Source organism: Caenispirillum bisanense (assembly GCF_039523075.1).
GTDB lineage: Bacteria > Pseudomonadota > Alphaproteobacteria > Rhodospirillales > Rhodospirillaceae > Caenispirillum > Caenispirillum bisanense.
This window is the reverse complement of record NZ_BAAAEP010000018.1, coordinates 52,954-79,303: the sequence shown is the minus strand read 5'-3', so window position 1 is coordinate 79,303 and position 26,350 is coordinate 52,954. Positions and strand designations below refer to the sequence as shown.

Here is a 26,350-nt window from a genome sequence, read left to right as displayed (position 1 = left end):
CAACCTGCCGAGCCTGTCGATCCCCTGCATCGGGTTGTGCTGTGGCTGAGGGCGGTCAGCTTCATGGCGGTCTTCCGGTTCTATGCGCGCTGCATGATCAGTCCGGCCGCAGCAGGTAGCCCTTGCCGCGCACGGTCTGCAGGTAACGCGGCAGGCGGGCGTCATCCTCCAGCTTCTTGCGCAGGCGGGTGACCTGCACGTCGACGCTGCGCTGGTTGCCGAGCGCCCCGGTAGCGGCCGCCAGATCCTCGCGGCTCAGCACCTCGTGCGGGTGGTCGGCCAGCACCTTCAGCAGCGCCGCTTCCGCCGTGGTCAGATGGATGCGGACGCCGTGGCGGGCAAGGTCTTCGCGCTTGCGGTCATAGACGATCTCGCCGAAACGCAGCTCCGCCGCCGCGGCCGCCGCCGCCGCCAGCACCGCCGAGGCGGCCGGGGCCGGCGGCTGCGGCTGGGCGGCGCGGCGCAGGATGGCGGCGATGCGCAGCAGCAGCTCGCGCGGCTCGAACGGCTTGGCGAGGTAATCGTCGGCGCCGGTTTCCAGGCCCTGGATGCGGTCTTCCGTCTCGCCCATGGCCGTCAGCATGAGGATGGGCACCGCCTGCCCTTCCTCCCGCAGCGCCCGCGCCAGGTCGAAGCCGGTTTCGCCCGGCATCATGACGTCGAGCACCATGAGGTCGAATTCCATCACCGCCAGCTGCCGCCGCGCCTCTTCCGCGTCGACCGCGACGGTGACCAGATAGCCGTTGTCTGACAGGTACTTGCGCAGCAGCTTGCGCAGCCGTTCGTCGTCGTCGACCACCAGGATGTGGGGGGTTTCCTCGCTCACCGCCGCCCCCGCCTCAGCGCGTGCCGCCGCTGCCGCCACCGCTGCCGCCCGCACCGCCGCCGGAGCGGCGGCCGGGGCCGGCGACGCCGGCCAGGAAGCGGGAGCGGTCGGGCTCGTCGGTCATGCCGGCCAGCACCCGGCGGAAGCCCTCCACCGCCCCCGGCCCGGCCTCGCGGTAGGCGCGGGCGATGCGGCGGCGCTGGCGTTCGGTCAACTGGCGTTCCAGCTCGACGCCCTTTTCCGTCAGTTCCAGCAGCCGCTGGCGGCGGTCGCGCACGCCCTGGCGCTGGACGATGAAGCCTTCCTTCACCAGCTGGCTCAGCACCCGCGACAGGCTCTGCTTGGTGATCTTCAGGATGGTCAGCAGTTCGCTCACGCTCATGCCGGGGTGGCGGCCGACGAAGTAGATCACCCGGTGGTGGGCGCGGCCGAAGCCGTGGCGGGCCAGCATGGCGTCCGCCTCGCCGGTGAAGTCGCGGTAGGCGAAGAACAGCAGTTCGATGCCCTGGCGCAGTTCCTCTTCCCTCAGGAAGAGCAGGTTTGCGCCGGATTTGATATCGGACATGTGGCGGCGGCGGCTCGGCTGTGGTTAGGATGAGGATGACATCGCAGGCCAGTATGGCACAGCCCTACTGGGACAGTCATATTGACTTATGTGACGGAACGATGTTACCCAGGCCAACCGAGTTTCGGCAACTTTTCTCCACTTCGAGGCGATGAACATGTCGGTGCCCTCCTTCGACGACCGCGACGGGCTGATCTGGTACGACGGCCAGATGGTCGACTGGCGCGATGCCAAGCTGCACGTCCTCAGCCACGCCCTGCACTACGCCAGCTGCGTGTTCGAAGGGGAGCGCGTGTACAACGGCAAGGTCTTCAAGCTGACGGAGCACTCCGAGCGCCTCATCGCCTCCGGCCGGGAACTGGGCTTCGAAGTGCCCTACACCGCCGCTGAACTGGACGAAGCCACCCTGGCGACCGTGAAAGCCAACAACATCGTCGACGGCTACGTCCGCCCGGTGGCGTGGCGCGGGTCGGAAATGATGGGCGTGGCGGCGCAGCAGACCAGGATCCACGTCGCCATCGCCACCTGGCCGTGGCCGAGCTACTTCTCGCCGGAAGCGCGCCTCGCCGGCATCCGCCTCATGCTGTCCGACTGGCGCCGCCCCGACCCGCGCACCGCGCCGGTCAAGTCCAAGGCCGCCGGCCTCTACATGATCTGCACCCTGTCCAAGCACCGGGCCGAAAACCTGGGCTTCGATGACGCCCTGCTGCTCGACTGGCGCGGCCAGGTGGCGGAAGCGACCGGCGCCAACGTGTTCTTCGTCATGAACGGCGAGATCCACACCCCGACGCCCGACTGCTTCCTGGACGGCATCACCCGCCGCACGGTCATCGAGCTGGCGAAGAAGCGCGGTTACACCGTCATCGAACGGGCGATCCAGCCGGAAGAAATGGCCAAGGCGCAGGAATGCTTCCTGACCGGCACGGCGGCGGAAGTCACCCCGGTGCGCCAGATCGGCGACTACACCTTCACCCCGGGCGAGGTGTGCAAGGCGCTGATCGCCGACTACGACGCCGCCGTCGGCCGCACCAACACCCTGGCGGCCGCCGTCTCCGAATCGGCCGACTGATCGTTCGGCCGCCGGCACCGGCACACGAAAAGCCCCGCGACCGAGCGCCGGTCGCGGGGCTTTTTGCTGTCGGTGCGGAGAGGTCATACCCGCCGCTCCTGCGGCGAGAGCCAAGGCCGCGAGGAGCGGCCGCCCGGCGCCTGAGGGCAGCCCAAACTCACCTATCACCCGAGGCGGCTGCCGGCAGCGATCCGGAAACCGCGCAGCAGGGCGTCGCGCTCCAGCGCCCCCTTGCCGGCCCGCTGCAGCAGCAGCGGCCGCAGGGCGGTGCCGTCGGCGCAGGCGATCAGCAGGTCGTCGTCAAGCACCGTGCCCGGCTCCGCCCCGGCGCGGCCGTCTTCGGCGCGGCAGGTCAGGATCTTCAGGCGCTCGCCCTCCACCTCGCACCAGGCGCCGGGGAAGGGCGACAGGCCGTGGATGTGGCGCAGCACCTGCCCGGCCGGGCGGGCGAAGTCGATGCGGGCTTCGTCCTTGTCGATCTTCTTCGCGTAGGTTACGCCCTCTTCCGGCTGTTCCTCGCCGTCAAGCTCGCCCTCCAGGATGAGGTCGAGCGCCTCCACCATCAGCGCCGCGCCCACCTGCGACAGGGTATCGTGCAGCTCCTGCGCCGTGGTTTCGTCGGTGATCGGCACCTCGCGGCGGATGAGCATGGGGCCGGTATCCAGCCCCAGCTCCATCTCCATGATGGTGACGCCGGTCACCGTGTCGCCGGCCATGATGGCGCGCTGGATGGGGGCGGCGCCGCGCCAGCGCGGCAGCAGGCTGGCATGAACGTTGAGGCAGCCGAGCTTGGGGCTTTCCAGGATCGGTTCCGGCAGGATCAGGCCATAGGCCGCCACCACCGCCACGTCGGCATCCAGTTCGTCGAACTCCGCCTGCGCTTCTTCGGTGCGCAGCGAGGTGGGGGTGCGGACCGGGATGCCCAGTTCCAGCGCCCGGGCGTGGACCGGCCCCGGCCGTTCCTTCTGGCCGCGGCCGGCGGGACGCGGCGGCTGGCTGTAGACGCAGGCGACCTCGTGCCGGGCGGCGAGCGCCTCCAGCACCGGCACCGAGAAGTCCGGCGTTCCCATGAAGACGACGCGCATGATGGTGGTCCCCCTTCTCCGCCGCCGGCCTCAGCGGGCGGCGACGGCTTCGTTCGGCTGGCCGAGCGACGGATCGGCCTTCTTCATCTTGGTCAGCTTGCGCAGGATCATGTTCCGGCGCAGCGACGACAGGTGATCGACGAACAGGCGGCCGTCCAGGTGGTCGATCTCGTGCTGGATGCAGGTGGCGAGCAGGCCGTCGGCCTCCAGTTCCCGCACCTCGTTCTGATGGTCGAGGTAGCGCACGGTGATGCGCGTCGGCCGCTCCACCTCGTCATACTGCTCGGGCAGCGACAGGCAGCCTTCCTCGTAGGGGCGCAGCTCGTCGCTGGCCCAGATGATTTCCGGGTTGGCCATGCGCAGGGGGTTGCGCTCCCCCTCCGGCGACACGTCGACCACGATCACCCGCTGCGACACCCCCACCTGCGGCGCGGCCAGGCCGATGCCGGGGGCGGCGTACATGGTCTCCAGCATGTCGTCCATCAGCCGGGCGACGGCGGCATCGACCTTCTCCACCGGCTTGGCCTTGAGCTTCAGGCGCGGATCGGGGGCGACGAGGATGGGAAGCAGGGCCATGGCGAGCGAGGTACCAGCGGTTTCCGAAGGGTCAGGACATAATCGCCGGGGGGCCGGGCGTCAAGGCGGGCGGCGGCCGGGGCGTGGAGTCGCAAGACACTTCACCTTTGCAAGGTCTCGGCTATGCTGGCGGCTTGGGGATCGGGGTTCGGGCTGAAGGGGGGCCTTGCTGCCATCATGGGGATTCGCCTGGGCAGACTTGCGGTGACGTTCCTGCCGCTGGCGGTGGTCAGCGGCCTGCTGGTGGCCGACGGCGTCGACCTGTCCACCGTGGACAGCGACCTGGCGGCGTGGTTCGGCCGCCACCGTCACACGCTGCTGGTGGTGGCCTTGTGGATCACCGGCGGCTGGGCCGTCGCCCGCACCATCCGCCAGCACGCCTGGCGCCGGCTGGCCCCCCGCCGCGACGGCTCGGCGCCCAAGGTGCTGGTGCAGATCGCCACCGGCACGGTCTATCTGGTCACCTTCGGCGGGCTGCTCGGCACCCTGTTCGGCAAGGATCTGCTGGCCGGACTGGCCGCCTTTTCCGGCGTCATCGGCATCGTGCTCGGCTTCGCCCTGCGCAGCATCATCCTCGACCTGTTCATGGGCCTTGCCATCAACCTGGAGCGGCCGTTTCAGATCGGCGAGCGCATCCATGTCCGCATCCGCGGCACCGAGGTGCTGGGCACGGTGCAGGAGATTTCCTGGCGGGCGGTGCGGGTGCTGACGGTCGAAAGCACCGTCGCCATCATCCCCAACCGCGAGATTTCCGAGGCCGTCGTCATCAACGTGGCGCAGCCGCAGACCACCTCGCAGCTGTCGGTGGAAGTGCCGGTGGAAAGCGGCTTCAGCCCGGCCCGCACCAGCCGCGTGCTGCTGGCCGCCCTGCACGACGTCGCCTCGCGCGGCGGCCCGGTGTGCGAGCCGGTGCGGGTGGAGGCGCAATCGGTCAGCGGCGACGGCGTCACCTGGCGCTGCGTGTTCATGCACGACCACCGCAAGAGCCCCATCGGCGTGGCCCGCGACCAGGTGCTGCGCACGGTGCTGCGCCACCTCTACGCCGCCGGCATCGGCATCGCCACCAGCCGCCGCATCGTCGTCGACGGCAATGGCGAGCGCCTGGCCGAGGACGCGGTGGCGGTGCTGCGCCGGGTGGCACTGTTCGAGCCGCTGACCGATGCCGAACTGGCGGAACTGGCCGGCCGCGCCACCCGCCACCACTTCGCCCCCGGCGAAACCGTCGTCCGCCAGGGCGACAGCGGCGACGTGCTGCACGTGGTCGCCGAAGGCTTCCTGGAGGCGCTGGTGGACGGCCGCGTGGTCGGCCACGTCACCCCCGGCGACCTGATCGGCGAGATGGCCATGCTGACCGGCGAACCGCGCAGCGCCACCGTGCGGGCGCTGACCGACAGCATCGCCTGGGAAGTCGGCCGCGATGCCCTGGCGCCGCTGCTGGAGGCCCGCCCGGCCCTGACCGAGGCCATCTCCACCATCACCGCCGAGCGCCGCCGCCGGTTGCAGCAGTCGCTCGGCGATGGGGCGGCGGCGGCCCCGGCGGCGGCCCAGGCCCAGTCCATCCGCAGCGCCATGGCGCGGGTGTTCGGCCTGCTGAAGCTGGTGAAGTAGCGCGACCTAAAACCCCGCCGCCTCGGCCCGCGCCGCCTCCACCTTGGCATCCAGCTGCGCCACCAGCCCGCCCGGCAGGCCGAGGGCGGCGCCCAGGCGCTGCAGGTACTGGTGTTCCGCCGGCACGTCGGGGTCGATGGCGAGGCGGGAGGCGACATACAGCTCCGCCCCCTGCTCCTGGGTGCGGGCAAGGCGGGCGATGGCCATGGGGTCGGCATCGGTGGTGAAGGCGTCGAGCAGGAAGCCCTTTTCCTCCGCCGTCAGCCCCTGGTCGGTGATGGCGGCGGTGATGCGGGCGTGTTCGTCGGCGTCGATGTGGCCGTCGCACTTGGCGGCGGCGATCATGGCGCGCACCAGGGCAAGGCGGAAGTCGCTGCCGCCGGCGTCGCGCTCCTCGTCCAGGGAGAAGCCGCTGTGGGCGGGCGGCGGCGCCGCCATGTCGGCCAGCGGGGCGCCCTGGGCCGGCTGCCCTGCCTTCCAGTCCTGCCACGCCTTCCAGGCCAGCCCGGCGAGCAGCGCCGCGCCGCCGTACTTCAGCGCCTTGCCGCCCATCTTGCGGCCCTTCTTGCTGCCGAGCACCAGCGACAGCAGGCCGCCCGCCGCCGCCCCGCCGAGCATGCCGCCGCCGAAGCCGGAACCGGAACCGGAGCCACCGCCGGTCGGCCGGCCGCCGGGGGAGGCACCGCCGCCACCGCCCAGCATGCGGCGGACCTCCTTCTCCAGGCCCGCCGTCCCGCCCGAGCCGAGAACCCCTTCCAGCATGCGCCGCACGTCCATCATGGCACTCCTGTCCGTCGTGAAGTCATGTCGGCAGGAGATGGGGGCGGCGCGGCGGCGGCACAACCGCCGGCGGCATCACCACACGGGCTGGAGATCGAAGGTCTTCACCTGCGGCACCTGGCGCGGATCGTCCAGCATGCGCTCCAGCTCCGCCACGCTCGGCAGGCGCTTGCCGGGGCGCGGGGCGCCCTTGGGTTCCTCGGCATACACGGCGACGATGTGTTCGCGCGGGGTGCCGAAGTAGCGGCCGCGCGGGCTGAACAGGTCGAAGAAATGATCGCGCAGGATCTCGGCGTAGCGTGCCGCCGTCGGCTGGTCGATCCAGCCGTCCGGCTCGAACCCGACCAGGAAGCCGCCGCACAGCGACCGCCGGTAATAGACCTTGCGCATGCCGAATTCCTGCGGCCGGTCATGGATCGGCGTGCCCGGCTCCAGCACGAAATGGCCGGCCAGGATCTGGTCGACGTAAGCGCTGTTGCGGTGCATGAAGGCGAGCGTGTCGCGCAGGTCGTCGCGGGTTTCGGTGGGGAAGCCGATGATCATGAAGCAGTGGTTGCGGATGCCCGCCTCCGACGACCGCCGCAGCACGATTTCCGAGCCTTCGGCGTCGTTGCCCTTGTCCATCAGCGCCAGAACCCGTTCCGAGCCGCTTTCGAGGCCCCAGTAGACGGCGCGGCAGCCGGCTTCGTGCATCTTCTCCAGGATGTCGGGGGTGAAGTCGCGGGTCGGCTTGGCCAGGGCGTAGTAATGGACGTCGAGCCCCTGGGCCAGGATCTCGGTGCTGATCTTCCAGAACCGCTTGGCCGAGATCATCTCGTCGACGAAGGTGAACAGCTTGGCGCCCAGGGTTTCCTGCAGGTGCTTCATCTCCGCCACCACGCGGTCGATGGCCTGCGTCTTGTAGGTGCCGGCGTAGGACGCGAAGTGGTTGCAGAAGGTGCAGCGCCGCCAGTAGCAGCCGCGCGACGACAGCACCGGATAAACCGGATCGGGCACGAAGTAGGCCTTGGGGTCGAAGTCGCGGAAGTCGGCGAAGGGCTGGGTGTTGTAGTCGACCGGGAAGCCGTCCTTGCTGATGTGGAACCGGCCGTCGGCGGGGTCGCGGAAGGCGAGGCCGGGGATGGCCGGCAGGTCGGCGGTGCCGGCGTTCAGCGCCTCCAGCAGCGCCAGGAAGGCGGCCTCGCCGGCGTTCAGCACCACGTAGTCGACGAAGGCTTCGGCCAGGAAGCCCTCCATGTCGATGGCCTTGAAGAAGCCGCCGCCGAAAACGATGCGCACGGTCGGGTCGATGCGGCGGATGGCGCGGGCCAGCAGCACGGAATAGGGAATCTGGTCGGTGTAGGTGACCGAGATGCCGACCACCCCCGGCCGTTCCGCCACGATGCGCTCGGCATCGCGGATCACCCACCACGGCAGCGGCGCCCCGCCGCCATCGGCGCGGCGGGTGTGGCCGAGGCCGTTGTCGAGGAACAGCGAGAAGAACTTGATGAACCGCTCCAGGTGGCGGTCATAGGCCTCCGGCTGATGGAACTCCGGCCCGCCGTCGCGGAACAGGGTGGCGGCGGCGACGAAATCCTCGCGGTCGGTGAACGACGGGTGCAGCACGCCGTCGCGCAACGCCTTGTACAGCGAGTCGAAGCGGCCGGCGTTGACGTCCATGCAGGTGACCCGGTAGCCCTCGCCCTTCTCGGTGACGTAGCCCTTGATGAGCGGGATGCCGAGCGGGATGGACGGGTAATGGCCGAAGCCGTTGACCAGGATCACCCGGCGGCCGTCGACCGGCGCATCGGGAATGGCCACCGGCTCGCTCGGCCACAGCAGGTCGAGGAAGCGCTTCTCGTAGCCCGGCACCGCGGCGCGGGCCTGGCGCACCGTCTCCGCCGCCTCGTCGTGGCGGCCGGCGGCCTGCAGGGTGTTGACCAGCGCCGCCCAGCCGTCGCCGATCTTCGGCGCCAGGGCGATGGAGCGGCGGTAGGCGGCGGCGGCCTCGTCGTGGCGGCCGGCATCGTGCAGCACGGTGCCGAGCACCCACTCCAGCCGCGCCCGCTGGGCATCGGGGCAAGCGAGTGCGGCCTGCAGAGCGGCGGCGGCCTCGTCATAGCGGCCGCGCCGGCGCAGCAGGCGGGCGAGCAGGGCGTGGGCGCCGGACGCCCTGGGCGCGCGGGCCAGCAGGGCGCGCACGGCGGCTTCCGCGTCCTCCGGCCGGCCCTGGTCGAGCAGCACGGCGACCAGCCCGTCGGTGGCCTCCAGCGCCGTCGGGGCGGCCTTCACCGCCGCCCGCGCCTCGCGCTCCGCCTCCTCCAGCGGGCCCCAGCCGCGCAGGGCGGCGGCGCGGATCAGGCGGGTGTGGGTGGCGCCCTTGTCGAGCTTCAGGGCCAGCCCGGCAGCCTCCGCCGCCTCGACGAAATCGTCGGCAAAGTACAGCCGTTCCGCCAGAGTGGTCAGGATGCGGGCGCGATCCGCCGGCTTGGCGCGGCCCTTGATGCCGAGCGCCTTGGCGGCGGTGCTTTCCGCCTCGGCGCGGGCGCCGCGCTGCCACTGCTCGACGGCGCGGCCGAGCAACTCGTCGGCAGTGGGGGCCGGCTGGCCGGGACGGGCACCGCCGGGGGCGACCAGCCCGAGCGGCAGCGGCACCGCCGGGCGCAGCGCCGCCTGCGGCTTGGCGGCCGACGGAACGGCGACCAGCGGATGGGGCGCGACCGGCTTGCCCGACATGAAACACTCCCAGCGTCTTGAGGACCGGCGCGATTATCGCGACTCCGGCCGCCAGGGGCAACGGCCAGGAATTTGTGGGCTTGTCGCCTCCCTACCAATAGGCCGGGTAGCGGCGATGGCGCGGCAGGTTGTTGACCACCAGGGCCACCACCACCAGCACCACGGCGCCGGCCAGCACCGGGCTGGCGACAAAGCCGAGGCCGTGGCCACCGGCAATCACCACCAGCGGATTGGCACCGGCCGGCGGATGCACCACCCGCAGGGCGACCATGGCGGCGATGGCGGCTCCGGCGGCCACCGGCGCCACCCACCAGCCGGTGCCGAAGGCGGCCAGCGCCAGCACCCCCACCAGCGCCGCCGTGACATGGCCGCCGATGACGTTGCGCGGCTGCGCCAGCGGGCTGTCGGGCAGGGCGAACAGCAGCACGCAGCTGGCGCCGAAGGGGGCGATGAGCAGCGGCGCCTCCGCCCACACCGACAGCAGCGCCGCCGCCGCCAGGGCAAGACCGCCGCCGACCCCGGCCGCCACGGCCTGGCGCAGCCCGAGACCGGCAGGCGGGCGGCCGGCGCCGCGCATCTTGGCGAGGAAGGGCAGGATCATGCGGGGTCTCCTTCGTGAATAAACAAACAAACGATTGGTTGATTTCGAACTCGCGAACGCCTGGCTACCGGCCGATCCGGCGCCGGCTTCAGGTGGCGGCGATCATGGCGGCGTGGCAGCGGGCCAGCGGTTCGTCGTCGCCGGCCAGTTTCAGCAGCATGAGGGCGCCCTGGGTGCGGGCGACGAAGTCGCGGCCGAGGCGTTGCGCCTCCACCACGCCGTGGCGAGGTTCCAGCGGCGCCGCGACGGCGGCGGCCCAGTCGTCGAAATAGGCGCGGATGCGGACGGCGAAGCGCTCGTCGCCGGCGCCGATCTCCAGCGCGAAGGCGCCCATCAGGCATGACCCGTCGCGGCCAGCAAAATAGGCGGCCACCGCCCGGGTCAGCGCCGCCATGCGGTCGGTCGGCGGCAGCGGGCCGTGGGCCAGGGGGAAGATGGCGGCGCGGAAATGGGCGTGGATGTCCTCCAGCACCGCCAGGGCGAGGTCATCCTTGCTGGGAAAATGATGGTACAGGCTGCCCTTGAGAATGCCGCAGGCGGCGGCCAGATCGGCCATGGAGGTGCCGTGAAAGCCGCGGCGGCGGAACACCTCCACCGCCCGCCCGACCACGTCCTCGCGCGTCAGCCGCATGACCTGTTCTCCCGAACGATCGTTTGGTGACAGGTAGCACGGGCCGGCGGCGGCGGCAAGAGACGGCAGGCGGTCGACGGCGGCAACAGCCCCCTTCATCAGCAGGGCATTTTGCGCTAAGAGGGGGCACCGTCCATGGGCAGCCCTTTGTGCAAGCGGGAGTCAGGAATCGTGAACACCATTTCCAGCTGGATCGTCGGCGTGCTGATGTCCATCATGGGCCTGCTCGGCCTGCTGCTCACCTCGCGCGCGGTGGAGCCCGAGTTCTACATCATGGGCCTGATCATGTTCGGGTTCGCGGTGTTCTTCATCTGGCGCCTGATCACCAACGGCGGCTACAAGGACTGACCATCCGGTCGGCGCAGAGCGCGGGAGGACGACGGCATGACCGACTGGAACCCCGCCCTCTACCTTGCCCACGCCGGGCCGCGCCTGCGCCCGGCCCTTGATCTGCTGAACCGCATCGATGCGGCGGCGCCGGCCGATGTCTGCGATCTCGGCTGCGGCACCGGCACCGCCACCCGCCTGCTGGCGGCGCGCTGGCCGCAGGCCCGCATCGTCGGCATCGACTCCTCGCCCGCCATGCTGGCGCAGGCGGCGGCAGAAAGTCCGCCCGGCGACCGGCTGACGTGGCGGCAGGCCGACCTGTCGAGCTGGAGCCCGCCGCCGGCCTCGGCCGACGTCGTGTTCTCCAACGCCGCCCTGCACTGGCTGGACGATCATGCCACCCTGCTGCCGCGGCTGATGGCGGCCCTGCGCCCCGGCGGCGTGCTGGCGGTGCAGATGCCGGACAACTTCGCCGCCCCCAGCCACCAGGCGCTGTTCGCCCTCGCCCGCGATGCCCGCTGGGCCGACCGGCTGGTGCCGCTGCTGCGCGAGGCGCCGGTGGCGCGCCCGGCCGAGTACCGCCGCCTGCTGGCGCCGCTGGCCGCCGACCTCGACATCTGGACCACGGAATACCTGCACCTGCTGGACGGCCCCGACCCGGTGCTGACCTGGACCGGCAGCACCATCCTGCGGCCGCTGCTGGACCGCCTGGACCCGGCGGAGGCGAAGGATCTTGCCGCCGCCTATGGCGCCGCCCTGCGCGCGGCCTATCCTGCCGATGCCGACGGCCGCACGCCCTTCCCCTTCCGCCGCCTGTTCCTGGTGGCGGTGGCGGCCTAGGCCTGCCGCCTCACGGCGCCGCGCGCGCCGCCATCTGCTGCAGCAGCGGCACGACGCCGTCCACGGCGGCCCCGGCGATGAGGAAGGCGAGGTCCGGCCAGTTCTGTTCGGCATAGCCGCGCGGCAGCAGGTTTTCCTGCGCCACCGTGCCGACCTCGTCCCCGGCGGCGTCGAGCACCCGCCAGACGACGCGGATGCGCTCCTGCGCATTGCCGGGCACCGGCGCCAGGGCCACCTCGGCCGTCACCTGCGCCTGCGGAGCCTCCGACAGCGCCAGCGGCACCCCCACCTCGCGCAGCACCGACCGCATGGCCGCCGACAGCACCTGATTGCCGGCCCCGCCCGGCGCCCCGGTCATGTCCCCCAGGGCCACCGCCGGCAGGGCGGCCAGGGCGGCGCTCTGCGCCTGCGGGCGGGCCTTCTGCGACAGGCCCTCGTGCTCGCCGCTCGGCACCGGCACCAGCGCCTGTTCGGCGCTGGCGAAGCCGGCGACGGCGGGCGCGGCCAGCCGCTCCGCCGCCAGCCGCAGCTGGTCGGCATCCGCCGCGGCGGTGGACCACAGGGCACCGGGGATGCGGTCGCGCAGGGTCTGGATCATCAGCGGCCGGCCGCCCGGCTCGCGCAGTTCCAGGGTGATGTCGACCAGCAGGGTGTCGCTGTCGGCATCGGGCACCAGGTTCATCACCTGCCCGAACAGCCGCGGTTCGCCGGCCAGGGCGCCGGTCATGGCGACGCGGGCTGGCACTTCGCGGGCGGCGAAGCCGTCAGCCAGCACGTCGGCCACCTCAGCGGCCAGCGGGCGCGGCATGCCTTCCACCGGCAGCACGGCGACGGTGACGCCGGTCAGCGGCCGCACCAGCAGGGTGGCCCCCGGCTCGCCGTCGCGGCCGAAGGGGCGGTGCGGCTCGCCGCAGCCGGCAAGGCCAAGGGCGATCAGCGCCGCGACCGGCACGGTCAGCGCAAGGGCGGGATGACGGCGACGGCGGAGCATGGCGGGCGCGGCGGCGGCAGTAACGGGTGGCGGGGGATCACCGCTCGATGGCGATGGCGGACAGCTGGCGGCCGTAGTCCTTGATGCCGCGCAGGGTGTTGCGGCGATAGCTGAAGAAGCGGCCTTCCTCGCGGAAGGTGTCGCAGGGCGTCGGCATGACCATGGTGATGCCGATGAGCGCCAGCCGGCGCGCCACATACCCCGGCAGGTCGAAGCGGAAATGCCCCTCGCGCGCGGTCGGGCTGAAGTAGTGCTCGTTGTTGGGGTCGTCGGCGATGAACGGCCCCGGGAACTCCGGCCCCACCTCGTAGGACCGCTGGCCGATGCACGGGCCGATGCCGGCGATGATGCGGTCGAGCGAGGCACCCTGCTCGATCATCACCTGCACGGCGCGGTCCAGCACCCCGCCCAGGGCGCCGCGCCAGCCGGCATGGACGGCGGCGACGACGCCGGCGGTGCCGTCGGCCATCAGCACCGGCGCGCAGTCGGCGGTCAGCACGCCCACCACCAGACGCGGCACGGTGGTCACCAGACCGTCGGCGGCGGGCGGGTTTTCGTTGTCCCACGGCTTGTCGACCACCAGCACGGTGGTGCCGTGTTCCTGGCGGGCGGTGACCAGCCCTTCCGGCGGCATCTCCATGCGCTCCAGCGCCATGGCGCGGTTCTTGCGCACGTTGGCCGCATCGTCCCCCGACCCGAACCCGCAGTTCAGGCTGTCGAACGCCCCTGTCGACACGCCATGGTTCCTGCTGAAGTAGGCATGGCGGACGGTGGACAGGGCATTCAGCGCGGAGACGGTAATCATGCGGAGGCGGATCCCTCAAAACCCGGAAGGGTGGGAAGCGCCGGATGAACCAGCGCCAAGACCTTGAACAAGGTGCCCATTTCCGCCGGATCAATCAAGCGATGTAAGGCCTTTCGCACATCCTCTGCATGTTGCGGCGCAGCGTTGGCAGCCAGCACTTCAGCCCTTTGGGCGATGCCGAGGGCCTCCAGGAACGCCCCCTGCCCCACCGGCCCCAGCACCCGCGCCCCGGCCGCCGCCGCGGCTTCCGACAGGGCCTGGAAGTCCACATGGGCGGTGATGTCGGCCTCGCCGGGATCGCTCAGCACCGGGTGGAAGGCATGACGCTTCAGGGCCTGCACGCTGTCGCCGGCGGCGGTGCGGGCATAGCCGTAATCGACCACCAGCGCCGCCCCGCCCTGGGTTGCGAGTCGCGCCGCCAGTTCGCCCATCACGGTGGTGCAGGCGGCGGCCACCTCGACGATGGTGCCCGGCCGGCACGGGCCGATGGCCGCCGGCACCGCCGTCTCCGGCACCGCCGGGCCGAGGGTGAAGGCGAAGCCGCCGTCGTCGTTCAGGGCGACATGGCGCTCATGCCAGCCGCTGAGGGCGCGCTGCAGCTGGCGCACCGGCAGGGCATCGAAGAACTCGTTGGCGACCACCACCAGCGGCCGGTCGGTCGGCAGGGTGGTCAGGTCGTCATGCCACTGCGGCGTCACGCCGCTGCCGGCCAGGGCGCGGGCCTGGATCTCCCGCAGCGGCCGGCTGCGCTCCACCAGATGCACGCTCACCGCCTGACGGAACGGCGGCAGCAGGCTGCTGGCGCGCAGCATGTCGCACATGAGGGTGCCACGGCCCGGCCCCAGCTCCACCAGGGCCACCTTGTCGGGCGCGTTCATCAGCTGCCACGCCACGGCGCACCACAGGCCAAGGATTTCGCCGAACATCTGGCTGATTTCCGGCGCGGTGGTGAAATCGCCGTCGCGGCCGAACACGTCGCCGCGGCCGTAGTAGGCGGCGGCGGCCTCGGCCATGAACTCCTCGAACGGGATGGAGCCGGCGGCCCGGATGCGGTCGCGCAGCACGCGCGCGATGTCGGCGCCGGCCCCGCTCATGCCGTATGCCCGCCGGCCTGCGGCGGCTCCGCCTGACGGAAACGGCCGGAGGCGATCATCAGCGCCGCCCCGGCCAGGATCATCGGCAGCGACAGCAGCTGCCCCATGGTCAGGCCGGCAGCCAGGGTGCCGAGGAAGGCGTCGGGCTCGCGGAAGAACTCGACCGTGAAGCGCGACAGGCCGTAGCCGGCCAGGAAGGCGCCGGCGATGAAGCCGCGGCGCTCGCGGATGGCCGCCACCCGCCACAGCAGATGCAGCAGCACCACCAGCACCAGCCCTTCCAGGATCGCCTCGTACAGCTGGCTCGGGTGGCGGGGAACGTCGCCGCCGTGGGGGAACACCACCGCCCACGGCACGTCGGGCGCCGGGCGCCCCCACAGCTCGCCGTTGATGAAGTTGGCGATGCGACCGAAGAACAGGCCGATGGGCACCACCGCGCAGACCAGATCGCCCATGCGCAGGAACGACAGCCCGCGCAGCCGCGAGAACAGCCAGATGGCGAAAATCACCCCCAGCACGCCGCCGTGGAAGGCCATGCCGCCCTGCCACACCTTCACGATGTCGAGCGGATTGGCGAGGTAATACTCCGGCTTGTAGAACAGCACGTAGCCGAGGCGGCCGCCCACCACCACGCCAAGGGTCGCCCACACCAGGAAGTCGTCGGCCTGATCGTCGGTGGGGCCGCCGGGGGTGCGGCGGGCAAGGAAGCGCAGATACCACCAGCCGCCGAGCAGGCCGGTGAGGTAGGCCAGCGCATACCAGCGGATGGCCAGAGGGCCGATCTCGATGGCGATGGGGTCGATGGCCGGGAACGGCAGGGCGAAGGTCAGCACGGGCGGGCTCTCCTGCCGTCGTTACTTGTAGGGATCGGCGCTGTGCAGGTAGCGGCGGACATAATCGCCGACGCCATCCTCCAGCTCGGTGAACGGCTTGTCGTAGCCGGCGGCGCGCAGGCGGCTCATGTCCGCCTGGGTGAAGTACTGGTACTTGTCGCGCAGCTCCACCGGCATGTCCTTGAAGCGGATGTTGGGCGCCTTGCCGAGCGCCCGGTAGACGGCGCCGGCCAGATCGGCGAAGGACCGCGCCTTGCCGGTGCCGACGTTGTAGAGGCCGCTGACGGAGGGCGTGTCGAGCAGCCACATCATCACGTCGACCACGTCGTTGACATAGATGAAGTCGCGCAGCTGGCCGCCATCGGGGTAGGCCGGGTTGTGGCTGCGGAAGAGGTCGAAATGGGCGTCGACGGCGGCCTTGGGGTAGACCTGGGACACGACGCTCGACTGCGATCCCTTGTGATACTCGTTGGGGCCGTAGACGTTGAAGAACTTGAGGCCCGCCCACTGCGGCGGCGCCTCCCGCCCTTCCGCCAGCCGGCGCGAGATGCGGCGGTCGAACAGGTGCTTGGACCAGCCGTAGCCGTTCAGCGGCCGCAGGGTGGCCAGGTGCCCGGCGCTCATGTCGTCGACGAAGCCGGCGGTGCCGTCGCCGTAGGTGGCGGCGGAGGAGGCATAGATCAGCCGCACCCGGTTGACGGTGCACCACTTCCACAGCGCGATGGAGAGGGTGAAGTTGTTCTCGATGATCTTGTCGGCGTCGCGCTCGGTGGTGGCCGAGATGGCGCCCATGTGGAAGATGGCCTCGATGCGCGTGCGGTGGGCGTCCAGGAAGTCGAACAGCCGCTCCGGCGCCACGATGTCGGTCAGTTCCCGCTTGGCGACGTTGCGCCACTTGCCGCCGTCGCGCAGCCGGTCCACCACCACCAGATCGTGGGCGCCGCGCGCTTCCAGGGCGGCAAGGATGTTCGAACCGATGAACCCGGCGCCGCCGGTGACCACGTACATGCAGGCAACTCCCGATAATCCGCAGGCCTGTCCGGTTATAGGGCCGCACCTGCGCCGCCGCAAGGAGTGGGCGGTTGCAAGCCCTTGCCGGGCAACCCATACTCCGCTTCAGGATTCGCCGGCGGCCGGTCGTGCCCGCCGTCCGGCCGCAACGGAAGGCTAGCTGACCATGCAGACGCAGAACCGCCTGTTCGACGACCTCGCCCGGGTGGCCGGCGGCGCCCTTGGCGCCCTGACCGGCGTGCGCGACGAGATCGAAGGCATCATCCGCTACCGGCTGGAGCGCGTGCTCGCCGAGATGGATCTGGTGACGCGCGAGGAATTCGAGGCCGTGCGCGCCATGGCCGCCGAAGCCCGGGCCGAGAACGAAGCCCTGGCCGCCCGCATCGCCGAACTGGAAGAGGCCGCCAAGCGCAAGCCGTCGGTGCGGCCCACCAGCTCCGCCGCCTCGGTCAATGCCACCCGGCGGGTGAAGGCCCACCGCAACGCCGCCGGCGTCAAGGCGGTGAAGCCGAAGGGCGAGGCCGCCGCCGGCCCGACCGCCGCCGCCGCCGAGCCGCCGCCCGATGCCTCGCCGGAGGGTGAAGGCCCGGAAAAGGGCGAGTAATCCCGCCGGATGAAGTGACGGCCCCGCAAAATCAAGTGCGGGGCCGTTTCTTTTCGGCAACCGCCGGAACAGTATCGGGCGTTTGCATTCAGTGAAGTTTCCGTGACGGGACGGGCCAGGGCTGCGCCTCATTTAGCGCCTGCAACAGAACCCTTGCACCAAAGTCGCCCCTCTGGCAGGCTATGTCTTGTGGCCAGGGGGTGGCAGTACAACAAGATTTGTCCACAGCCGCCGCCCGTCCCGGCCGCCATCCTGCGGAAGGGACCACTCCCTTCCGCCCTGCGCCAGGGAGGTGACCGCATGTATTCGGCCCCGCTCGACGCCGCGTCGACTGACGCCAACCCCATCGACATCGTCGAAACCGTCGCCCTTACCAAGGACTGGACCTTCGACCGCCGCACCGAACTGGAAGCGGCGATGGAGGTGCCCGGCCACTGGTGCGACTACACCCTCTTCTTCGCCTGGTCGCAGGACCTGGAGAGCCTGCACGTCACCTGCGCCTTCGACCTGAAGGTGCCGAAAAACCGTCGCGCCGATGTGTTCGAACTGCTGTCGCTGCTGAACGAGCGGCTGTGGCTCGGCCACTTCGCCCTGTGGCACGACGACGGCGTGCCGCTGTTCCGTCACACCGTCATGCTCCGCCACGGCCTCGACGAGGAAACCATGGAAGAGCTGATGGACCACGCCATTTCCGAATGCGAGCGGTTCTATCCCGCCTTCCAGTTCCTCGTCTGGGGCGGCAAGACGGCGCAGGACGCCATCACCGCCGCCATGCTCGACACCATGGGCGAGGCCTGATCGTCCGGTTCCGGCCGGCGGGACGCGGCCCGATCCGCCCCCGCCGGCCGTTCTTCGCCACCACAGCCCTTGTGCCGGGGCACCGGCCTGGCGTTTCATGCCGGCAGCATCACCCGAGCGCGAGGAGACCCCTTCCATGTCCCTTTCCATCCTTCTGGTCGGCTGCGGCAAGATGGGCGGCGCCATGCTGTCCGGCTGGCTGGAAACCACCCTCAGGCCGCAGGACGTGGTCATCGTCGAACCCGGCGGCGGTGCGACCGCGCCGGCCGGCGTGCGGGTGGTGGAAAGCGCCGAGGCGGTGCCGGCCGATTTCCGCCCCGATGCGGTGGTGCTGGCGGTGAAGCCGCAGGTGATGGCCGACGTGCTGCCGGCCTACCGCCGCTTCGTCGCGCCGGGCACCGTGTTCCTGTCGGTGGCCGCCGGCCGCACGCTGGCGTTCTTCGCCCAGGCCCTGGGGGAGACGGCGGCGGTGGTGCGCGCCATGCCCAACACCCCGGCCGCCGTCGGCCGCGGCATCACCGTCTGCTGCCCCAATGCCCCCGTCGACACCGCCATGCGCGACCGCTGCACCGCCCTGCTGCAGGCGGTGGGTACCGTTGCCTGGGTGGAGGACGAGGCCCACATGGATGCGGTGACGGCGGTCTCCGGCTCCGGCCCCGCCTATGTGTTCCTGCTGGCCGAGGCCATGACCCGCGCCGGCATCGCCGCCGGCCTGCCGGCCGATCTGGCGGCGCAGCTGGCCCGCGCCACCATCTGCGGCGCCGGCGAACTGATGCACCGCTCGCCGGAGGAGCCGGCGACCCTGCGCCAGAACGTCACCAGCCCCGGCGGCACCACGGCGGCGGCGCTGGCGGTGCTGATGGCCGACGACGGGCTCGATGCCCTCATGATCCGCGCCGTGGCCGCCGCCGCCCATCGCTCGCGGGAACTCGCGGGCTAGGTCAGCCCTTTATGTCGCGACAGCCGGTCGAGGAGGACAGACAGATGCCGACATCCGAAACCGACAGCCTGCCCGATCGCATCGGCGCCGCCGTGTTCACGGTGGCGGAGGCCCACGGCTGGCCCCGCGTCACCCCCGCCGAGGTGGCGCTGGCCGCCGACCTGGACGTCCACGAGGTGCTGCGCAGCCACCCCGGCCACGAGGCCCTGGTGGACGAGGCCTTCCGCTACACCGACCGGCTGGCGCTCTCCGGCCGCACCGAGGCGGACCCGTCGGAGCCGGTGCGCGACCGCCTGTTCGACGTGCTGATGGCGCGGTTCGAGGCCATGGCGCCCTACCGTCAGGCCATCGCGTCCTACCTGAAGGGCCTGCCGCTGCGGCCGTTCGACGGCCTCTACTCCGCCTTCCGTCTCGGCCGCTCCATGGCGCTGACGCTGGAGGCGGCGGGGCTGTCGGCCTCCGGCCTCACCGGCTATGCCCGCATCAAGGGGCTGGCCTATACCTATCTGTGGGTGTTGCGCACCTTCGTGCAGGACGACACGCCGGACCTGGCGCGGACCATGGCCGCCCTCGACAAGGCCCTGAAGAACCTGGACGATCTGGTGCGGATGGTGCCCGGATTCGGCGGCGCCCGGGTGGCCGGCAGCGGTCTGGAGGACGACCGGCCGCCGCCCACCGACACGCCTGCCCGCACGACTCGCCCCGGCAGCGACCCTGAAATGCCGGCCGCCGACGACTGACACGGTGCGGCGGACGCACATTGTGCGCCGCAGCATTTCGCCTTGACTTGTGCAGGTGCGAAAATTACCGTGCTGCCAGTCCGTTTATCTTTTGAACCCGCCGGGAGGTGAATCATGGCCAAGACCGAACTGCCGTTCGATTTCGACATCAGCAAGTACATGAGCGAAATGAAGGTGCCGGGCGTCGACATGGACGCCATGGTCGCCGCCCAGCAGAAGAACCTGGAAGCGCTGACCGCCGCCAACCGTCTGGCGTTCGAAGGCGTGCAGGCCCTCATGAAGCGCCAGACCGAGCTGCTGCGCCAGGCCGTGGAAGAATCCGCCGCCGCCGCCTCGGGCATCGCCGGCGCCCCGTCGCCGACCGAGAAGCTCGTCAAGCAGACGGAAGTCGCCAAGGAAGCCTTCGAGCGCGCCGTCGCCAACGCCCGCGAGATGTCGGAACTGATGGCCAAGTCCAACGCCGAAGTGACCGACCTGCTCAACCGCCGCTTCGCCGAAGCGCTGGACGAGGTGAAGGGCGTGGTCGCCAAGGCCGGCGCCGCCGCCACCGCCCCGCGCAAGTAAATCGGATCGTCAGCAGCGCGCGAGTCGCGCCGCTGTCCCGCCGAGCAACGGCCGCCCTCCCCCCGGATGGCGGCCGTTTTGTTTGGTGTGCTTGCGACGGCGAGGCTGGCGCATTAGACTGGGAGGTGGCAGGAGCGCTCCAACGCCCCTGCCGATCCGCCTAAGCGATATTGACCCGGAGCGTGAGTTTCAGGCTGCTCCGGGTCTTTTCGACTTCGACGGTGATGCGAATTCTGGGAATCCAGGTCATCGCAGTCCCTCCAGGTATCCGGCAGGGCCTCTGCCACGGCCGGAGGAGCCCCGTGCCCTCCGGTCGCGCCGCCTGAACCGGCGCTGCTGCTGCGCCGGACACCCATGCCACCCCACATCAAAGCGGCGGCAAAAGCAACCTGAAAGACGTGCCCTTACGCCATCTCGCGCGGGAAGACGCAGATGTCGCGATAGGCGCCGACCACCCGCGACCACCCCATCCACAGCGCTTCGGCGGTGATGGCGTGGCCGATGGAGACCTCCGCCGTCCACGGCACCGCGTCGAGGAAGGCGCCCAGGTTGGTCAGGCTGAGGTCATGGCCGGCATTCAGCCGCAGCCCTGCCTCGTGGGCGGCGCGGCCGGCGGCGCGGTAGTCGTCCAGCGGGCGGCCGTGGGCATAGGCGCCGGTGTAGATCTCCACCGCCCCGGCACCCAGCGCCCGCGCCTTGGCCGGCGCCGCCGGATCGGGCTCGATGAACAGCGACACGCGGATGCCGGCGGCGTTCAGGCGGGCGATCACCGGCCGCAGGAACTCCGCCTGCGCGTCGAGATCCCAGCCTTCCTCACTGGTGTGGGCCTCCGGCGGGTCGGGGACCAGGGTGGTCTGATGGGCGCCGTTGTCGAGGACCAGCTGCAGCCAGTCCTCCGACGGGAAGCCCTCGATGTTGTATTCGGCGCCATTGCCGTGCTCGCGCACCACCGCGGCCAGCACCGGCACGTCGCTGCGGCGGATGTGGCGCTCGTCCGGCCGGGGGTGGACGGTGACGCCGTGGGCGCCGGCGGCCAGCACCGTGCGCGCCGCCTCGGCCACGTCGGGCAGGCCGATGTCGCGCTGGTTGCGGAGCAGGGCGACCTTGTTGAGGTTGACGCTGAGCATCGTCGGCATGGCAGGCGGCATCCGTCCCAGGTGGCGCAAAGGGCGGCCAGTCTGCCGGCTCAGGCCGCCGCACGCCAGTGCCATATTGCAGTGGCCCTTCCGGCGGCGGCGCGGCGCCGCTACCCTGGCCGCCTCCGCAGTCCGTGCCGAGGGGCCCCATGAGCAGCGATCCCATCAGCTTTGACGATTTCCTCAAGGTCGACATCCGCGTCGGCACCGTCATCCGGGCCGAGCCCTACCCGGAGGCCCGCAAGCCGGCGATCAAGATGTGGATCGACTTCGGCCCGGAGATCGGGGAGCGTCGCACCTCCGCCCAGGTCACCGTCCACTACACCCCCGAAACCCTGGTCGGGCGGCAGGTGGCGGCGGTGGTGAACTTCCCCGCCAAGCAGATCGGCCGCTTCATGAGCGAATGCCTGGTGCTCGGCTTCGCCGATGCCGACGGCGCCATCGTGCTGATCCGCCCCGACCAGCCGGTGCCCGACGGCCAGCGCCTGCACTGACGGCGACAGCGCCCGGCGGTCCGGCGGAGCAGCGGCCCCACCTATGCGCATTTGACCCGACTCCGCCGCCCCGGTTGTGATGACAGCAACACAACCGGGAGGACATCCATGCAGCGTCTGTACACCCTGGCCGCCGCCGCCGTGGCGGCGGTCTGGCTGAGCGCCCCTGCCCCCGCCGCCGCCTACGACCAGCTGGTGGAGAAGCAGGTGTTCGAGATGGACAGCTTCACCACCCAGAACGGCGCCACCATCGCGCCGGTGCGGGTGGGCTGGGAAGCCTACGGCACCCTCAACGAGGCCCGCGACAACGCCATCCTCATCACCCACTTCTTCTCCGGCACCAGCCACGCCGCCGGCAAGTACGCCGACAGCGACGCCGCCCCCGGCTACTGGGACAGCATCATCGGCCCCGGCAAGCCGCTGGACACCGACCGCTACTACGTCATCGCGTCGGACACGCTGGTGAACCTCAACGCCCACGATCCCAACGTCACCACCACCGGCCCGGCGACCGTCAACCCGGCCACCGGCAAGCCGTGGGGGATGGACTTCCCGGTGGTCACCATCCGCGATTTCGTTGAGGTGCAGAAGGCGCTGCTGGACAGCCTGGGCATCACCCGCCTGCACGCCGTCATGGGCGCCTCCATGGGCTCGCTGCAGGCCTACGAGTGGGCGGCGACCTATCCCGACCGGGTGGCGCGGCTGATTCCGGTCATCGGCTCGGGCGAGGCCGACGCCTACCTCATCGGCATCCTCAACACCTGGGCGTCGCCCATCCGCGCCGACGGCAACTGGAACGACGGCGCCTACTACGACGGCGAGCCGCCGACCAAGGGACTGGCGGAGGCGCTGAAGCTGGTCACCCTGCAGGCCAACCACTGGGAATGGGCCGACGAGACCTTCGGCCGCGCCCTGGCGGAGGAAGGCCGCGACCCCGCCGCCGACATCACCGCGAAGTACAAGATCGAGGCGGTGCTGGATCAGGTGGCGGCGGCGCGGGCGGCGGTGGCCGATGCCAACCACCTGCTGTACCTGGTGCGCGCCAACCAGACCTTCGTCACGGGCGGCGGCCCCACCCTGGCCGAAGGGCTGGCGCGCATCGAAGCGCCAACGCTGATCATCCACCAGCCGGAAGACCTGGTGTTCTTCCCTGAAGGCGTGCGCAAGACCGCCGCCCTCATCGCCGCCGACGGCACGCCGGTGCAGATCGTCGAACTGGCCGGCACCCGCGGCCACCTGGACGGGGTGCTGACCATCGCCCAGGCCGGTGACCGGATCCGCGCCTTCCTGGAACGGTAGAGCCGCCCCCGGCCGGCGTGCCGCCCGCCTCAGGCCTCCTTGCCGATGCGCAGGGAGGCCTTGCGGGCGAAGCGGTCGCGCACCGCCAGGGTGATCAGCACGCCGATGGCGCTGCCCACCAGGATGTCGGCCAGGAAGTGCTGGAAGGTGGCGACGCGGCTGTAGGCCACCATCACGGCAATGGCGACGAACCACCAGCGATGGCGCGGGAACAGCGCCGTCAGCGCGATCATCGCCGACCAGATGGCCTGCGAGTGGCCGGAGGGGAAGGACTGCTCGCCCGACAGCGGGAAGAAGCCGTACAGCGGCTCCGGCGTGTCGAACAGCTCCTTCGGGCGCACCCGGCCGAGGGCGAACTTCACCGCATGGACGGCCGCACCGCTCAGCAGCATGGCGACGATCATGAACCACCAGGCGCGGGCCTGGCGCCGGCATTCGGCGATGCCCTCCAGCGTCCAGGCCAGCTTGGAGCGCACGAAGGCCACCAGAAGGCCGATGAGGGCGAGGCCGTACCAGTACTCGGCCTGCCCGACCTTGCTGACGGTGCGCCAGAAGCCATAGCGGTTGGGCGACTGGCCGGCGTGGATGTATTCCGCCAGCGGCCGGTCGAGCAGCAGGATGCTGGCCAGCGCCACCAGCAGCACGGCGGCGAAGCTGCTCCAGCGGGGGTGGCGCCGCGCCAGCGCCAGAACGGAATCGACGGTCACGATGGTCCCGAACGATAGAGGATGATGTCGACCTCGCGGCCGCGCGAATAGTTGAAGCCCTGAACCCGGTCCACCGGCGTCACCGCCACCTCCGGCCGCTCCGCCAGCACCTCCAGGAAGCGCTGCTGCTGCCGGCTTTCGACGGCGGCCAGGGCGCCGGGGTTGTCCGCCACATAGGTGGCGGCCTCTTCCGGCGATGCAAGCCGGGTCTCGGTGCCGGCCAGGAACACCAGGCTGGGTTCGCTGTAGCCGGTGGAGACCAGCGGGAACGGCCGCCCCGGCGCCGACGCCGCCTCATAGGCGGCGGCCAGGCGCGGGCTCACCGCCAGATCGGTCAGGCTCGGCAGCACGAAGGCGAAGACACCGCCGTAGGTGAGCGCCGCCGCCGCCACGCCGGCCGCCATGGCATTGAGGAACCGCCGCCGCCACGCCAGCCACAGCGGCACCGCCGCCGCCGCCAGGGCCGCCGCCGCCACCGGCAGCGACAGGGCGTTGAAGCCATCGCCGTAGTGGACCGGCAGCACCACCGCCGCCACCGCCAGCGCCACGCCGACCACCGCCCACACCGCATACCACGCGCGGGCGCCGCGGCGGGCGAGCATGTCCCAGGTGCCGTCGCGCACGGCGAACAGCGCCGCCGCCACCATCAGCGCCAGGGCCGGATAGGTCGGCAGGGTGTAGTGCGGCAGCTTGGTCGGCACCAGCTCGAACATGAGCCACGCCGGCACCAGCCACGCCAGCAGGAAGCGCAGCGCCGGCTGGGTGCGCTGACGCCAACTGCGCCACAGGCTCGGCCACAGGAACAGGCTGCCGGGCCAGAATGTCACCGTCGCCAGCAGCAGGTAATAGCCCGGCGGGGCGCCGTGGCTTTCCTGCCCGGCCAGCAGCTTGGGCAGCAGGTCCTTGCCCACCGCCTCGGCCAGGAAGCCGCCGTCGGTGGCCTCGCCCACCGCCAGATACCAGGGCAGGAAGACGGCCAGCGCCAGCGGCATGCCCATCACCGGCCGCAGCCCGTGCAGCCACGAGACGGAGCGGTCGGCCACCGCCAGGGCCAGCATGGTCAGCAACACCACCACCGGCACCACCGGCCCCTTGACCATCACCGCCCAGCCGATGGCGAGCCAGAACAGCACCACGTTCCAGCCCGGCACCGCCACGCCGCCGCCGCGCGATTGCAGGTACAGCCGGGCGAACACCCCCTGCGCCGCCACCGCGCAAGCCAGCAGCATGGCGTCGGTCTTGGCCTGATGGGCCTCCGTCACCAGGATCAGGCTGGCGCCCAGGATGCCGGCGGCGGCGAAGGCGACCCGGCGGTCGAACAGCGCGGCGCCGAAATAGAAGGTGCCGATCACCGCCAGCACCGCCCCCAGCACCGACACCAGCCGGTAGGGCCACACCGCCGTGCTGTGGGGATCGCTGAAGGCCTCGACGCTGGCCGACTGCAGCCAGTGGATGCCGACCGGCTTCTTGTGGCGGGGTTCGTCCTGGAACCAGATGGTGACGTAGTCGTCGGTGACCATCATCTGCCGCGAGGCCTGGACGAAGCGGCTCTCGTCGCGGTCGAGCGGCGGCACCGCCGCCAGCCCCGGCAGGTACAGCAGCGCACAGAGGAGCGTCAGGATGGCGTAGGGGCGCCAGCCCTGGAGGATGGTCTGCACGGTGCGGTGCTCCTGCTGCTCGGTCTGTCTCGGCCTCGGGCCCTACGACAACGGCCCCCGGAGATGTCTCCGAGGGCCGCATGTATCACATCCCGGGGCCGGCTCGCCAGCCCGCGGCGATGACGTTTGCGTCAGCGCGTCGGGATCGGCTTGTCGCCGGAATAGTCGTAGAAGCCCTTGCCGGTCTTGCGGCCGAGCCAGCCGGCCTCGACGTACTTCACCAGCAGCGGGCAGGGACGGTACTTGGTGTCGGCCAGACCGTCGTGCAGCACGTGCATGACGGCAAGGCAGACGTCCAGACCGATGAAGTCGGCCAGTTCCAGCGGACCCATGGGGTGGTTGGCACCCAGGCGCATGGCGGTGTCGATGGAATCCACCGAACCGACGCCTTCATACAGGGTGTAGACCGCCTCGTTGATCATCGGCAGCAGGATGCGGTTGACGATGAAGGCCGGGAAGTCCTCGGCATTCACCGGCTGCTTGCCGAGGGTCTCGGTGAAGGTACGGATGGCGGAGAAGGTGCTTTCGTCCGTGGCGATGCCGCGGATCAGCTCCACCAGCTGCATCACCGGCACCGGGTTCATGAAGTGCATGCCCATGAACTTGCCCGGCCGGTCGGTGGAGGCGCCAAGGCGCGTGACCGAGATGGACGAGGTGTTGGTGCAGAGGATGGCTTCCGGCTTCAGGCTCGGGCAGACCTTGGCGAAGATCTGCTTCTTCACCGACTCGTCTTCCGTCGCCGCTTCGATCACCACGTCGCAGGTGCCGAAGGAGAATTCGGTGCCGGTGGAGATGCGGGCAAGGGTCGCAGCCTTGCCCGCCTCGTCCACCGCGCCCTTCTTGACCTGACGGTCAAGGTTCTTGCCGATAACCGTAAGGGCTTTGTCCAACTGGGCCGGGTTGATGTCCACAAGCTGGACGTCATAGCCGGACAGGGCGCAGACATGGGCGATGCCATTGCCCATCTGGCCGGCGCCGATCACGCCGATCTTCTTGATCATGTAACTGGCCTTCCTTTGGCTGGCTGATGCGTGACGACCCAGAGAAGCCCCT

General features: G+C 70.8%; 28 protein-coding genes. 11 read left to right on the top strand and 17 right to left on the bottom strand.

Annotation, left to right across the window (positions count from 1 at the left end):
- Window positions 1-97 precede the first annotated feature (97 nt).
- Both ABD056_RS10290 and ABD056_RS10285 read right to left on the bottom strand, forming a co-directional pair.
- The gene (locus ABD056_RS10290) at window positions 98-826 is read right to left on the bottom strand and encodes a response regulator (protein WP_343866473.1); all 729 of its coding nucleotides are present in this window, start codon (window positions 824-826) and stop codon (window positions 98-100) included.
- 13 nt (window positions 827-839) lie between these two features.
- Entirely contained in the window at window positions 840-1,391 is a 552-nt protein-coding gene (locus ABD056_RS10285; protein WP_343866472.1) for a MarR family winged helix-turn-helix transcriptional regulator, read from the bottom strand.
- Between the two features lie 157 nt (window positions 1,392-1,548).
- On the opposite strand from ABD056_RS10285, the gene ABD056_RS10280 reads away from it, so the two are divergent.
- A complete protein-coding gene (locus ABD056_RS10280; protein WP_343866471.1) occupies window positions 1,549-2,460 on the top strand; it encodes a branched-chain amino acid aminotransferase in 912 nt (303 codons plus the stop codon).
- A 164-nt stretch (window positions 2,461-2,624) separates the two neighbouring features.
- Here the strand turns inward: ABD056_RS10280 and fmt are convergent, their stop codons facing one another.
- Window positions 2,625-3,545, bottom strand: coding sequence for a methionyl-tRNA formyltransferase (fmt, locus tag ABD056_RS10275; protein ID WP_343866470.1), 921 nt, complete (start codon window positions 3,543-3,545; stop codon window positions 2,625-2,627).
- Window positions 3,546-3,575: 30 nt separating this feature from the next.
- On the bottom strand, window positions 3,576-4,121 hold the full coding sequence (gene def / locus ABD056_RS10270) for a peptide deformylase (RefSeq protein ID WP_343866469.1): 546 nt from the start codon (window positions 4,119-4,121) through the stop codon (window positions 3,576-3,578).
- Window positions 4,122-4,298: 177 nt separating this feature from the next.
- Between def and ABD056_RS10265 the strand changes: the two genes are divergently transcribed.
- Window positions 4,299-5,729 (top strand): mechanosensitive ion channel family protein, encoded by a 1,431-nt coding sequence (locus ABD056_RS10265; protein ID WP_343866468.1) that lies wholly within the window; start codon window positions 4,299-4,301, stop codon window positions 5,727-5,729.
- A gap of 6 nt (window positions 5,730-5,735) precedes the next feature.
- Here the strand turns inward: ABD056_RS10265 and ABD056_RS10260 are convergent, their stop codons facing one another.
- The 4 genes from ABD056_RS10260 to ABD056_RS10245 form a co-directional block, all read right to left on the bottom strand.
- Window positions 5,736-6,509, bottom strand: coding sequence for a tellurite resistance TerB family protein (locus ABD056_RS10260; RefSeq protein ID WP_343866467.1), 774 nt, complete (start codon window positions 6,507-6,509; stop codon window positions 5,736-5,738).
- Between the two features lie 75 nt (window positions 6,510-6,584).
- Complete coding sequence (locus tag ABD056_RS10255) at window positions 6,585-9,224, bottom strand: B12-binding domain-containing radical SAM protein (RefSeq protein WP_343866466.1); 2,640 nt, start codon at window positions 9,222-9,224, stop codon at window positions 6,585-6,587.
- Between the two features lie 91 nt (window positions 9,225-9,315).
- The gene (locus ABD056_RS10250; RefSeq protein ID WP_343866465.1) at window positions 9,316-9,825 is read right to left on the bottom strand and encodes an HPP family protein; all 510 of its coding nucleotides are present in this window, start codon (window positions 9,823-9,825) and stop codon (window positions 9,316-9,318) included.
- A gap of 88 nt (window positions 9,826-9,913) precedes the next feature.
- On the bottom strand, window positions 9,914-10,456 hold the full coding sequence (locus tag ABD056_RS10245) for a TetR/AcrR family transcriptional regulator (RefSeq protein ID WP_343866464.1): 543 nt from the start codon (window positions 10,454-10,456) through the stop codon (window positions 9,914-9,916).
- A gap of 171 nt (window positions 10,457-10,627) precedes the next feature.
- Here ABD056_RS10245 and ABD056_RS10240 point away from each other — a divergent pair, with 171 nt between their 5' ends.
- Together ABD056_RS10240 and ABD056_RS10235 are read left to right on the top strand one after the other, a co-directional pair.
- Window positions 10,628-10,804 carry a hypothetical protein gene (locus ABD056_RS10240; protein ID WP_343866463.1) on the top strand — a complete coding sequence of 59 codons (177 nt, stop codon included), beginning with the start codon at window positions 10,628-10,630 and terminating at the stop codon, window positions 10,802-10,804.
- 36 nt (window positions 10,805-10,840) lie between these two features.
- Window positions 10,841-11,623, top strand: coding sequence for a methyltransferase domain-containing protein (locus ABD056_RS10235; protein WP_343866462.1), 783 nt, complete (start codon window positions 10,841-10,843; stop codon window positions 11,621-11,623).
- 10 nt (window positions 11,624-11,633) lie between these two features.
- Here the strand turns inward: ABD056_RS10235 and ABD056_RS10230 are convergent, their stop codons facing one another.
- The 5 genes from ABD056_RS10230 to rfaD are packed head-to-tail and all read right to left on the bottom strand — an operon-like array spanning window position 11,634 to window position 16,354.
- Window positions 11,634-12,614 (bottom strand): hypothetical protein, encoded by a 981-nt coding sequence (locus tag ABD056_RS10230; RefSeq protein WP_343866461.1) that lies wholly within the window; start codon window positions 12,612-12,614, stop codon window positions 11,634-11,636.
- A 37-nt stretch (window positions 12,615-12,651) separates the two neighbouring features.
- Window positions 12,652-13,419: a peptidoglycan editing factor PgeF gene (gene pgeF / locus ABD056_RS10225; RefSeq protein WP_343866460.1), complete on the bottom strand. Its 768-nt coding sequence runs from the start codon at window positions 13,417-13,419 to the stop codon at window positions 12,652-12,654.
- A complete protein-coding gene (locus tag ABD056_RS10220) occupies window positions 13,416-14,513 on the bottom strand; it encodes a class I SAM-dependent methyltransferase (RefSeq protein ID WP_343866459.1) in 1,098 nt (365 codons plus the stop codon). The genes pgeF and ABD056_RS10220 overlap by 4 nt, the downstream gene beginning before the upstream one ends.
- Entirely contained in the window at window positions 14,510-15,343 is an 834-nt protein-coding gene (gene lgt / locus ABD056_RS10215) for a prolipoprotein diacylglyceryl transferase (protein ID WP_343866477.1), read from the bottom strand. Before lgt ends, ABD056_RS10220 begins: the two co-directional genes overlap by 4 nt.
- A gap of 24 nt (window positions 15,344-15,367) precedes the next feature.
- The gene (gene rfaD, locus ABD056_RS10210; RefSeq protein WP_343866458.1) at window positions 15,368-16,354 is read right to left on the bottom strand and encodes an ADP-glyceromanno-heptose 6-epimerase; all 987 of its coding nucleotides are present in this window, start codon (window positions 16,352-16,354) and stop codon (window positions 15,368-15,370) included.
- A gap of 169 nt (window positions 16,355-16,523) precedes the next feature.
- On the opposite strand from rfaD, the gene ABD056_RS10205 reads away from it, so the two are divergent.
- From ABD056_RS10205 to ABD056_RS10185, 5 genes are all read left to right on the top strand, one after another.
- Window positions 16,524-16,961: an accessory factor UbiK family protein gene (locus tag ABD056_RS10205; RefSeq protein WP_343866457.1), complete on the top strand. Its 438-nt coding sequence runs from the start codon at window positions 16,524-16,526 to the stop codon at window positions 16,959-16,961.
- Window positions 16,962-17,261: 300 nt separating this feature from the next.
- Complete coding sequence (locus ABD056_RS10200; protein ID WP_343866456.1) at window positions 17,262-17,759, top strand: type III secretion system chaperone family protein; 498 nt, start codon at window positions 17,262-17,264, stop codon at window positions 17,757-17,759.
- A gap of 136 nt (window positions 17,760-17,895) precedes the next feature.
- Window positions 17,896-18,699, top strand: coding sequence for a pyrroline-5-carboxylate reductase (gene proC, locus ABD056_RS10195; protein WP_343866455.1), 804 nt, complete (start codon window positions 17,896-17,898; stop codon window positions 18,697-18,699).
- Between the two features lie 44 nt (window positions 18,700-18,743).
- Window positions 18,744-19,439: a hypothetical protein gene (locus ABD056_RS10190; protein WP_343866454.1), complete on the top strand. Its 696-nt coding sequence runs from the start codon at window positions 18,744-18,746 to the stop codon at window positions 19,437-19,439.
- A 114-nt stretch (window positions 19,440-19,553) separates the two neighbouring features.
- A complete protein-coding gene (locus ABD056_RS10185) occupies window positions 19,554-20,003 on the top strand; it encodes a phasin family protein (RefSeq protein WP_343866453.1) in 450 nt (149 codons plus the stop codon).
- Window positions 20,004-20,407: 404 nt separating this feature from the next.
- Here ABD056_RS10185 and ABD056_RS10180 read toward each other — a convergent pair whose 3' ends face one another.
- Window positions 20,408-21,139, bottom strand: a complete 732-nt coding sequence (locus tag ABD056_RS10180; RefSeq protein WP_343866452.1) for a pyridoxine 5'-phosphate synthase — start codon at window positions 21,137-21,139, stop codon at window positions 20,408-20,410.
- A gap of 149 nt (window positions 21,140-21,288) precedes the next feature.
- Here ABD056_RS10180 and ABD056_RS10175 point away from each other — a divergent pair, with 149 nt between their 5' ends.
- Both ABD056_RS10175 and ABD056_RS10170 read left to right on the top strand, forming a co-directional pair.
- The gene (locus ABD056_RS10175) at window positions 21,289-21,633 is read left to right on the top strand and encodes a tRNA-binding protein (RefSeq protein ID WP_343866451.1); all 345 of its coding nucleotides are present in this window, start codon (window positions 21,289-21,291) and stop codon (window positions 21,631-21,633) included.
- 108 nt (window positions 21,634-21,741) lie between these two features.
- Complete coding sequence (locus ABD056_RS10170) at window positions 21,742-22,932, top strand: E22 family MetX-like putative esterase (protein WP_343866450.1); 1,191 nt, start codon at window positions 21,742-21,744, stop codon at window positions 22,930-22,932.
- 29 nt (window positions 22,933-22,961) lie between these two features.
- Here ABD056_RS10170 and ABD056_RS10165 read toward each other — a convergent pair whose 3' ends face one another.
- The 3 genes from ABD056_RS10165 to ABD056_RS10155 all read right to left on the bottom strand — a co-directional run bounded on the left by ABD056_RS10165 (window position 22,962) and on the right by ABD056_RS10155 (window position 26,298).
- Window positions 22,962-23,639 (bottom strand): phosphatase PAP2 family protein, encoded by a 678-nt coding sequence (locus ABD056_RS10165; RefSeq protein WP_343866449.1) that lies wholly within the window; start codon window positions 23,637-23,639, stop codon window positions 22,962-22,964.
- Window positions 23,636-25,297 carry an ArnT family glycosyltransferase gene (locus ABD056_RS10160; RefSeq protein WP_343866448.1) on the bottom strand — a complete coding sequence of 554 codons (1,662 nt, stop codon included), beginning with the start codon at window positions 25,295-25,297 and terminating at the stop codon, window positions 23,636-23,638. The genes ABD056_RS10165 and ABD056_RS10160 overlap by 4 nt, the downstream gene beginning before the upstream one ends.
- Window positions 25,298-25,428: 131 nt before the next feature.
- On the bottom strand, window positions 25,429-26,298 hold the full coding sequence (locus ABD056_RS10155; RefSeq protein ID WP_343866447.1) for a 3-hydroxybutyryl-CoA dehydrogenase: 870 nt from the start codon (window positions 26,296-26,298) through the stop codon (window positions 25,429-25,431).
- Window positions 26,299-26,350: the final 52 nt, after the last annotated feature.

Excerpts from the sequence above, each read along its gene's own strand:
- ABD056_RS10260 (WP_343866467.1), bottom strand. The coding sequence starts at position 6,509 with ATGATGGACGTGCGGCGCATGCTGGAAGGGGTTCTCGGCTCGGGCGGG.
- proC (WP_343866455.1), top strand. The coding sequence starts at position 17,896 with ATGTCCCTTTCCATCCTTCTGGTCGGCTGCGGCAAGATGGGCGGCGCC.
- ABD056_RS10255 (WP_343866466.1), bottom strand. The coding sequence starts at position 9,224 with ATGTCGGGCAAGCCGGTCGCGCCCCATCCGCTGGTCGCCGTTCCGTCG.
- ABD056_RS10200 (WP_343866456.1), top strand. The coding sequence starts at position 17,262 with ATGTATTCGGCCCCGCTCGACGCCGCGTCGACTGACGCCAACCCCATC.
- fmt (WP_343866470.1), bottom strand. The coding sequence starts at position 3,545 with ATGCGCGTCGTCTTCATGGGAACGCCGGACTTCTCGGTGCCGGTGCTG.
- ABD056_RS10230 (WP_343866461.1), bottom strand. The coding sequence starts at position 12,614 with ATGCTCCGCCGTCGCCGTCATCCCGCCCTTGCGCTGACCGTGCCGGTC.
- ABD056_RS10220 (WP_343866459.1), bottom strand. The coding sequence starts at position 14,513 with ATGAGCGGGGCCGGCGCCGACATCGCGCGCGTGCTGCGCGACCGCATC.
- ABD056_RS10235 (WP_343866462.1), top strand. The coding sequence starts at position 10,841 with ATGACCGACTGGAACCCCGCCCTCTACCTTGCCCACGCCGGGCCGCGC.
- ABD056_RS10245 (WP_343866464.1), bottom strand. The coding sequence starts at position 10,456 with ATGCGGCTGACGCGCGAGGACGTGGTCGGGCGGGCGGTGGAGGTGTTC.
- ABD056_RS10190 (WP_343866454.1), top strand. The coding sequence starts at position 18,744 with ATGCCGACATCCGAAACCGACAGCCTGCCCGATCGCATCGGCGCCGCC.
- rfaD (WP_343866458.1), bottom strand. The coding sequence starts at position 16,354 with ATGTACGTGGTCACCGGCGGCGCCGGGTTCATCGGTTCGAACATCCTT.
- ABD056_RS10265 (WP_343866468.1), top strand. The coding sequence starts at position 4,299 with ATGGGGATTCGCCTGGGCAGACTTGCGGTGACGTTCCTGCCGCTGGCG.
- ABD056_RS10280 (WP_343866471.1), top strand. The coding sequence starts at position 1,549 with ATGTCGGTGCCCTCCTTCGACGACCGCGACGGGCTGATCTGGTACGAC.
- ABD056_RS10250 (WP_343866465.1), bottom strand. The coding sequence starts at position 9,825 with ATGATCCTGCCCTTCCTCGCCAAGATGCGCGGCGCCGGCCGCCCGCCT.
- def (WP_343866469.1), bottom strand. The coding sequence starts at position 4,121 with ATGGCCCTGCTTCCCATCCTCGTCGCCCCCGATCCGCGCCTGAAGCTC.
- ABD056_RS10285 (WP_343866472.1), bottom strand. The coding sequence starts at position 1,391 with ATGTCCGATATCAAATCCGGCGCAAACCTGCTCTTCCTGAGGGAAGAG.
- ABD056_RS10175 (WP_343866451.1), top strand. The coding sequence starts at position 21,289 with ATGAGCAGCGATCCCATCAGCTTTGACGATTTCCTCAAGGTCGACATC.
- ABD056_RS10170 (WP_343866450.1), top strand. The coding sequence starts at position 21,742 with ATGCAGCGTCTGTACACCCTGGCCGCCGCCGCCGTGGCGGCGGTCTGG.
- ABD056_RS10180 (WP_343866452.1), bottom strand. The coding sequence starts at position 21,139 with ATGCCGACGATGCTCAGCGTCAACCTCAACAAGGTCGCCCTGCTCCGC.
- pgeF (WP_343866460.1), bottom strand. The coding sequence starts at position 13,419 with ATGATTACCGTCTCCGCGCTGAATGCCCTGTCCACCGTCCGCCATGCC.
- ABD056_RS10185 (WP_343866453.1), top strand. The coding sequence starts at position 19,554 with ATGGCCAAGACCGAACTGCCGTTCGATTTCGACATCAGCAAGTACATG.
- ABD056_RS10205 (WP_343866457.1), top strand. The coding sequence starts at position 16,524 with ATGCAGACGCAGAACCGCCTGTTCGACGACCTCGCCCGGGTGGCCGGC.
- ABD056_RS10155 (WP_343866447.1), bottom strand. The coding sequence starts at position 26,298 with ATGATCAAGAAGATCGGCGTGATCGGCGCCGGCCAGATGGGCAATGGC.